General features: G+C 36.5%; 7 protein-coding genes. 3 read left to right on the forward strand and 4 right to left on the reverse strand.

The window, feature by feature from the left end:
• Together ACY2V1_RS01660 and yedF are read right to left on the reverse strand one after the other, a co-directional pair.
• Positions 1-440: pseudouridine synthase (locus ACY2V1_RS01660; RefSeq protein ID WP_461833055.1), on the reverse strand; the 440-nt coding region annotated here is incomplete at its 3' end.
• Positions 441-1070: a sulfurtransferase-like selenium metabolism protein YedF gene (gene yedF, locus ACY2V1_RS01665; protein ID WP_461833056.1), complete on the reverse strand. Its 630-nt coding sequence runs from the start codon at positions 1068-1070 to the stop codon at positions 441-443. It lies immediately after the preceding gene.
• A 249-nt stretch (positions 1071-1319) separates the two neighbouring features.
• On the opposite strand from yedF, the gene ndk reads away from it, so the two are divergent.
• The gene (ndk, locus tag ACY2V1_RS01670; protein WP_461833057.1) at positions 1320-1736 is read left to right on the forward strand and encodes a nucleoside-diphosphate kinase; all 417 of its coding nucleotides are present in this window, start codon (positions 1320-1322) and stop codon (positions 1734-1736) included.
• A 3-nt stretch (positions 1737-1739) separates the two neighbouring features.
• On the forward strand, positions 1740-2534 hold the full coding sequence (gene proC, locus ACY2V1_RS01675; protein WP_461833058.1) for a pyrroline-5-carboxylate reductase: 795 nt from the start codon (positions 1740-1742) through the stop codon (positions 2532-2534).
• A gap of 29 nt (positions 2535-2563) precedes the next feature.
• Here proC and ACY2V1_RS01680 read toward each other — a convergent pair whose 3' ends face one another.
• Positions 2564-4210, reverse strand: a complete 1647-nt coding sequence (locus ACY2V1_RS01680) for a fatty acid--CoA ligase (RefSeq protein ID WP_461833059.1) — start codon at positions 4208-4210, stop codon at positions 2564-2566.
• Between the two features lie 434 nt (positions 4211-4644).
• Between ACY2V1_RS01680 and glyA the strand changes: the two genes are divergently transcribed.
• On the forward strand, positions 4645-5940 hold the full coding sequence (gene glyA, locus ACY2V1_RS01685) for a serine hydroxymethyltransferase (RefSeq protein WP_461833060.1): 1296 nt from the start codon (positions 4645-4647) through the stop codon (positions 5938-5940).
• Between the two features lie 79 nt (positions 5941-6019).
• Here glyA and hflC read toward each other — a convergent pair.
• Positions 6020-6829 (reverse strand): protease modulator HflC (gene hflC, locus ACY2V1_RS01690; protein ID WP_461833061.1); only part of this gene is annotated, 810 nt, incomplete at its 5' end.

The following is a 6829-nucleotide window of genomic DNA, read 5'->3' on the forward strand; positions in this document are numbered from 1 at the left end:
TTAATTTCAACTACATATACCTTTTTTAGGTGAAATTTAGGATGGGTCATCTTATAAACAAAATCTCCGTCATTGCTTAAAATTAAAAGCCCTTCTGAAAAATAGTCCAGCCTGCCAACAGGCACCAGTCCCAACTTACGCAAGTTTTCAGGCAATATGTCTAAAATGGTCTTCCTTTTTTGGGGATCAGAGAGGGTGGTTACAACCTTAATTGGCTTATATAAGGCAATATATGTAAAATTTTTGTTTTTAAAGGTCTCTATTGAGACCTTTTTACCATTAATAACAACTTCATCATCAATATCAACCTTTGTGCCTAGCTCTGTTACAATAATCCCATTTACCTTAACACATCCCTTTTTAATTAATTGATCTGCCTGTCTCCTGGAGCAAACTCCTGATCGGGCCAGAAAGCGATTTAATCTGATTTTTTCTGCCATTTAAATCTTAATCACCTTTGTTGCCATCTGAAGGCTTGTTACCACGTCTAACATATTAGTTGTCTCTCCTATCTTTTTTTTGTCCAAAAGTTTAAAAAAATCAAGACAAGTGCCACAAACTAAAATAGACACACCAGATTTTTCCAGCTCTTTTAGGGCATCTAAGACCTCTCCATCCTCTGTTGCAAGCTTGACCCCGCCGTTTAATAAAATAATCCTCCATAAAGATTTACCCATCTCAGGTAAGGTCTTTAAAAAATTCAACATAAGTTTTTGACCCAATATATCATCTCCATGGCCTATTACATCTGAAGTAATAAATACAAGCTGTTTGTCTTGTGTTTCCAAAGGTGGAGTAATTTCACAAGTATATTCAGACAGATCCTCGTCTTTCATTTCACCACCTGGTATAGCACCATCAGACAATTTTGCTAAGACTCTAAATCCCTCTTTTTCTTCTTTAGTCTCAACAGAATATGACCTTGATTTTAAAAAACGACATACATTTTCCTTAGCAGCCGCATTATCAACCAAAATTTCTAAAAGTTCAGGGCTCTCAGATTCAATGACTTCTTTACATTTTAAAACAGGTCCTGGACATGCAAGCCCAAAACAATTTAACTTTCTCATTATCTCCTCCATTCTATTAAGTTTTTATGATACTTCATAAAGAGCAAAATCTTTTATAGAATAAGAAATAAAGCTATAAAAATTATTTTTTCAAATAAAAAAATCAAAAATCTATTATCAAATAAAATAAGAAAATGTTAGTTCCCAAGTTACCACGGTTAGCAAAGAGAATTGACATTGAAAAGAATAGGGCATAAAAATTGGGGCAATCCATGACAGAACCCATAACACAATAACTAGGAGGAAGATATGGTTGAGCAGACACTGTGCATTATTAAACCGGATGCTGTTGAGAGAAATCTTATAGGAAAGATCTTACAGATGATTGAGGGAGCAGACCTAAAAATCAAGGCATTGAAAATGCTCCACCTAAACAAAAAACAGGCTGAAGGTTTTTATGAAGTCCACAAAGAAAAGCCATTTTTTGACAGCCTAACAAATTATATGAGCTCAGGTCCAATAGTTGTAGCTGTGCTAGAAGGAGAAAACGCCATAAAAAGATATAGGGAACTTATGGGGGCAACAAACCCAAAAGAAGCAAAACAAGGCACAATCAGAAATCAATTTGCCTTGGATGTTGAAAAAAATTCAGTACATGGATCTGATAGTCCAGAAAACGCTGTAAAGGAAATATCCTATTTTTTCGATAAACTGGAGGTATTATAATTAATGGACACAATCGGAGTCATTGGCACTGGCAATATGGGAGGGGCAATTTTAAAGGGCTGGAGTTCCTTAAAAGATACCTCACTTATTGGTTATGATGTAGATGAACAAAAGCTATACAAAATTTGTATGGAGCTAAAGGTAGAAAAGGCCAGAGATATTCCAGAGTTGATCCAAAAATCCAGTTACATCCTTTTAGCTGTTAAGCCTACTCAAGTAAAATCCCTTTTAAAAAAATATAAGGATCTTTTTTTAGATAACCACACCCTAATGTCTATCTGCGCTGGGATTAAGATAAAAAAAATAAAAAAGTGGTGTGGAGGCAAGGCCAAGGTCGTCCGTATTATGCCAAATACCCCCGCCTTGGTTGGCAAAGGGATGTTTGCAATATGTTTTGAAGAAGAGGTCGATGAGTCCACTCATGCAAAAGTAATTGAGCTTTTCAATGTATTGGGTAAGTGTTTTGAAATGGAGGAAAACTACATAGATGCATACACTGCCCTCATAGGATCAGGCCCTGCGTATATTATCTATTTTTTAGAAGCACTTGTAGAAGCGGGGGTATCACTGGGTTTTCAAAGACAGACCTCAATTGAGATGGTCAAAGGACTGCTTAGCGGAACTACAAAAATGATAGAAGAATTAGACAACAGTCTGGCAGGGTTAAGAGAGATGGTCACATCTCCAGCAGGCACCACCATTGCAGCCCTGAACCACTTTGACAGAATGGCAGTTAGGGGTGCAATAATAGATGCACTTCATCATGCATGCAAAAGATCAAAAGAATTAGGTGAATAATGGGGGCTTACTTAGCCCCCTTAGTTTTTTTATTGATACATCTTTCTTATCTCTTTTTTATTTATCTTTCCAACACTTGTCTTTGGAATTTGATCTACAATTTCTATCTTATCTGGGATTCCATATTTTGGAATAGTGCCGTCCTCAACATATTTTTTAAAGTGTTCTTTTAGTTCATCTTCACCAACTTTTCCCTTGAATTCTTCATGTAATACAACTAGTGCCAGAGGTCTCTCTCCCCATTTTTCATCTGGAACACCAATCACAGCAACTTCACTTACTGCCTCGTGTTGACTTAAAATATCCTCTAATTCCAGTGAAGATATCCACTCGCCACCTGTTTTAATCACATCCTTTAATCTATCTGTAATTTTTAAATACCCTTGTTCATCAATATATCCAATGTCTCCAGTATGTAACCAACCACCTTCCCATAACTGTTCGCTCTTTTCAGGATCTTTCAAATAACCTTGAGTTAACCAAGGCGCCCTTACTACCACCTCACCTGTGGACTTACCGTCATGGGGCAGGGGATTTCCCATTGGATCAACTACTTCTAATAATACATTTGGAACAGGAATCCCTGTCCTACACCTAATTGGAACCTGTTTTTCTATGTCCCAATCAACCATGTGTGGCTTTAAGAGAGCTGCTGTGAGCAGGGGACATGTTTCAGACATTCCATAGGCTGATGTAATGTTGATATTATATTTAAGGGCCTCTTTACAAAGTCTCTGAGGAAGAGCAGAACCACCAATGACTACTTTCCAGTTAGATAGATTTATCTGCTTTATAATTGGAGATGTTACCAACATATGGATTATCGTTGGTACACAGTGAGAAAAAGTAACCTTTTCTTGAAGGACTAATTTTAAAATCATTTCAGGATCGTATCGACCTGGATAGATCTGTTTTCCGCAAATCCAGGTAAACATATATGGCATTCCCCAGGCATGGACATGAAACATAGGGGTAAGAGGCATATACACATCGCTATTATCCACCCTCATACCATATCCCATAGTACACAATGCAGAAATAAGTCCATAGGTGTGTAGGACTATCTGCCTATGACTATAATATACACCTTTTGGCAAACCAGTGGTTCCTGTTGTGTAAAAAGTGGTTGCCATGGTATCCTCGTCAAATTCAGGAAAGTCATACTCTTCACTCTGATTTTTAATAAGATCTTCATATTCCCCAGCAAGCTCTATAGACGTAGAAGGAATTTCATCCTCATCAGTTAAGAGAATAAATTTTTTCACTGTTTTTATTTGGTCCTTAACTGCCTCAAGCATGGGAAGAAAATCAGAGTTTACCAATATTACATCGTCCTCAGCATGATTTATTGTATACACGAGCTGCTCTGGTGAAAGCCTTATGTTTATGGTATGGAGCACTGCGCCCATCATTGGCACAGCAAAAAAACACTCTAAATATCTATGGCTATCCCAATCCATTACACCTACTACATCCCCTTCTTTAATGCCCATGGATTTTAACATATTGGCCAATTTATGGACCCTTTTTCCAAAATCCCTATAGGTATATCTAAACTTGTCCCTATAGACTATCTCCTGGTCTGGGTTATATGTCAGGGGAAATTTTAAAAGATTTTTTATTAAAAGAGGAAAAGAATAAGCAGATTGCGTGCTAGGAATCTTTTTTACGGGCATATGAACCTCCTTACAATTCTTTTTAATTTAACCGACTCTTAAGTAAATAAATCCTATTTCTATATTCATACCTAAATAATATTTTTTTTGCAATTAAAAACTAAATTAAAACATTTTGGTTTGCCCTTTTTTATCTTAAGTTTATCAAAATTATAACAATAGAAAATGAAATTATTTTTTCGAAAATTCATCTTTAAAGCTTAATTTGTTGTTTTTATTAAATTTATTTTTTTAAAAAATTTATATTTGCCATATTTACCGAAAAAAGTACTTAAAAGTTAAAAATAGCAATCTAAATTTTTAGTATTTTATAAAAAAAATTTAAAATTAATATAAAAAATATAAAAATATGTATATTTGACAGGACATTATGGTTTGTGTATTAAAATAATCTCATTGATTCCTTAAAAAATCCAATCCAGGAAGGTGAGGTTATGAGTTATTTAAAGGTTCATGATCCAGAGATATGGAAGGCTATATCCCTTGAAGAAAAAAGGCAGAGAGAGACAATTGAGTTGATTGCGTCTGAAAATTTCACCTCCCCAGGGGTTAGGGAAGCTGCTGGTAGCTGTCTTACCCATAAATATGCAGAAGGTTATCCAGGTAAAAGATATTACGGTGGCTGTTTTAACGTTGATATTGCTGAAGACCTTGCAAGGGAGAGGGCCAAAACATTATTTGGAGCAGAATATGCGAATGTTCAACCCCACTCTGGTTCACAGGCAAATATGGCAGTATATGCTGCACTACTCAAACCAGGGGACACTATCTTAGGAATGAATTTATCACATGGTGGACATCTATCCCATGGAAGCAAGGTTAATTTTTCAGGCAAAATCTATAAAAGTTTCTCATATGGGGTAGATAGAGATTCACAGCTTATTGATTTTGAACAGGTTAAATCCCTGGCCAAAAAACACAGACCCAAAATCATAATTGCTGGAGCGTCCACTTATCCAAGACAGATAGATTTTCAAAAATTTAGAGAAATTGCAGATGATGTAGGTGCTTATCTTATGGTGGATATGGCCCACATTGCAGGAATAGTTGGAGCAGGTCTACATTCCAATCCAGTAAAATATGCCCATGTTGTCACGTCCACTACCCACAAATCCCTAAGGGGACCAAGAGGTGGATTTATCTTATCCTCTGCAGCACTGGGACAAAAGCTAGACTCTCAAATCTTTCCTGGTATCCAGGGCGGTCCATTAATGCACATTATAGCAGCCAAGGCCGTTGCATTTAAAGAGGCATTGTCAGAAGATTTTAAAGATTATCAAAAACAGGTATTGAAAAATGCAAAAGCCATGGCTGATGTTTTGATCAGCGAAGGTTTCAATCTGGTAACTGGAGGAACAGATAATCATCTCGTTTTAATTGACTTGAGAAATAAAGGTCTAACAGGAAAAGATGCAGAACAATGCCTTGAAAAAGTGGGAATAACTGTAAATAAAAATGCTGTTCCTTTTGAAGATAAACCTGCAACTATAACATCTGGTATCAGGATAGGCTCCCCTGTAGTCACCACAAGGGGTATGGTGGAAGAAGATGTGTACAGAGTAATGGAATTTCTAATCCAGGCCTTAAAATTTAAAGACAATGAAACAGTAATCGCAAAGATAAGAAAACAAGTAAGAGAATTTGCCTTGCAATTTCCAATATTTGTGCCTTCCCCAAGGTATTTAACTAAAAATTCCCCCCCCAGACAAGAACAAATAGCTATGGTCTAACAAAAAAAGAGGGCATATGCCCTCTTTTTTCTTTACATTCTATTATAACTACCTACACTGAAATCCAATATTTTAGTGCTTATTTTGTCTTTTCCATATAATTCAAAAATTCATTATCAGAAGACATGACCAACCGAGAATTGGCATCAAATCCTCTTTTATAGGCATCAAATGACCTTAACAAATCAAAAAATTTAGGATCTTTTTTATATGCTTCTGCATATATTTTTGTTGCCAAGGCATCCCCTTCTCCCATTAATATCTGGGCCTTTTTATTTGCCTCTGCAAGTATCACGGCCCTGTCTTTGTCAGCCTTGGCCCTTATTATTGCAGCCTGTTCAGCCCCTTCAGACCTATACTGTTTTGCCTCTCTTTCCCTCTCTGATCTCATCCTTGCATATATTGCCTTCTGGTTTTCTGGTGGAAGGTCGGTCCTTTTTATTCTTACGTCTATTACCTCAACTCCATACTTTTTGAGTTCTTTTTTTACATTTCTTGTGACATTGGCCATTATTTCATTTCTCTTTGAAGAAACAATATCAATAAGGTTGTATCTGCCTAGAGCTACTCTTAACTCTGAATAAACAATATCATCCAATCTTGCCAACCCCCTGGATATTGTCCTGGCTGTCCTGTAAAATAATAAGGGGTCATAAATCCTCCACCTGGTATAATTATCAACCACAAGGGTCTTTTTGTCCTTTGTGATTACCTCTGCAGGAGGTGAGTCATATTCTAAAATTCTGTAGTCATATTTTTGCACCTGTTGTATTACAGGAATTTTAAAATGAATACCTGGGCCAACTGCATCCCCAATGGGCTTTCCCAGTTGTAATACAATGGCCCTCTGGGTCTCATCAACAAGATAAAAAGGCTGGGAAAAACCAAT

It is taken from the genome of Desulfothermus sp. (genome assembly GCF_053993635.1).